Annotated in this window: 2 protein-coding genes; both read right to left on the reverse strand. The window is 72.0% G+C overall.

The annotated features are described in order from the left end of the window. Positions 1 to 675 (reverse strand): SDR family NAD(P)-dependent oxidoreductase (locus RMN98_RS03905; RefSeq protein WP_309647488.1); only part of this gene is annotated, 675 nt, incomplete at its 3' end. Next, on the reverse strand, positions 676 to 1,461 hold the full coding sequence (locus RMN98_RS03910) for an SDR family oxidoreductase (protein ID WP_309647489.1): 786 nt from the start codon (positions 1,459 to 1,461) through the stop codon (positions 676 to 678). Positions 1,462 to 1,684 lie beyond the last annotated feature (223 nt).

The raw sequence follows: 1,684 nt of genomic DNA on the forward strand, positions 1-1,684 counted from the left end.
GGGCGAGTTGTCCTCGGGCAGGGCCATGGCGGAGGTGTCGAAGGCACCCTCGGTCATCCGGGTGCGGGCGACCGGCGCGATGGCGTTGACCGTCACGCCGTAGCGGCCCATCTCCTGCGCCGCGACCAGCGTGAGACCGGCGATGCCGGCCTTGGCTGCGGAGTAGGTCGCCTGACCGACCGAGCCCTGGAGTCCCGCGCCGGACGAGGTGTTGATGACGCGCGCGGCACGCTGACGCCCCTCCTTGGCCTCGGCCCGCCAGTAGGCACCCGCGTGGCGCAGCGGCGCGAAGTGCCCCTTGAGGTGCACCCGGATCACCGCGTCCCACTCCTCCTCGGAGGTGTTGACGAGCATCCGGTCGCGCACGAAGCCGGCGTTGTTGACCAGCACGTCGAGGCCACCGAAGGTCGAGATCGCCTGGTGCACCATCGCCGCTGCCTGCTCGAAGTCGGCAACGTCGGCGCCGTTGGCCACGGCCTGCCCGCCCATCGCCTCGATCTCGGCGACCACCTCGTCGGCCGGCGAGTCCCCGGTGCCCTCACCGGCGAGCGAGACGCCGTAGTCGTTGACGACCACCGCCGCCCCGTGCCGGGCCAGCTCGAGCGCGTGCGCGCGGCCGATCCCCCGTCCGGCGCCGGTGACGATCGCGACCCGACCTTCGAGAAGTGTGCTCACTCAGGACTCCTTGGAAGCTGTAGACGTCGTCGCAGCGGTTGCTGCGGACAGGAAGGCGGGCGGCTCGCCACCACCGTGGCAGGCGACACGGGCGCCGGAGACGTAGGAGGCCAGGTCGCTCGCGAGGAAGACCGCCACGTGGCCGACCTCCTCGGGCCGCGCCATGCGGCCCAGCGGGATCGTGGCCTCGATCGCGGCCACCCCGGCGTCCCCGCCGTAGTGGTCGTCGGTGTTCTCCGTGCGGCACAGCCCCACGTCGATCGAGTTCATCCGCACCCGGGGTGCCCACTCGATCGCCAGCGAGGTCGTCAGCGAGTCGACACCGGCCTTGGCGGCGCCGTACGCCGCCGTCCCCGGCGAGGGCCGGGTCGCCGAGATCGAGGAGATGTTGACGATCGACCCCCCGGTCTCCTGCTGCTGCATCACCGCGTTGGCGGCCTGCGCGCACGCGAGCGGGCCGAGCAGGTTGAGCCCCACGACCTTGTCGTGGAAGCGGGAGGAGGCGTCGGCCGCCAGGGCGTACGGCGCCCCGCCGGCGTTGTTGACCAGCACGTCGAGCCGTCCGTGGTCGGCGACCACACCGACCACCAGGGCGTGCACGGCATCCGGGTCGCGCACGTCGCAGACGCGGTGCGTCGAGCCCGGCACCGGGGCCACGTCGGAGCGGCTGCAGGTCACGACGGTCGCGCCGGCGTCGAGGAAGGCGCGGGTGATGCCGAGCCCGATCCCCTGCGTGCCACCGGTCACGAGCACGACCCGTGCGGAGAGGTCCATCGAGAGCGCCATGCTGTTAGGCTACCAAGCAAGCGTTAGGTTTGTTAGCGACGACCCACGGAAGAGGCACGATGGCCATCACCTCCGAGCTCCGCGACGACGGCATCCGTGTCGTCACGATGAGCCATCCCCCGGTCAACGCGCTCACCGTGCAGGGCTGGTTCGACGTCGCCGCCGCCCTGGACGAGGCGAGCGCGGACATGGCCACGCACGTGGTGGTCCTGCGCGCGGAGGG

Origin of the sequence: Nocardioides sp. (assembly GCF_031397825.1) — a bacterium.
Taxonomy (GTDB): Bacteria; Actinomycetota; Actinomycetes; order Propionibacteriales; family Nocardioidaceae; genus Nocardioides.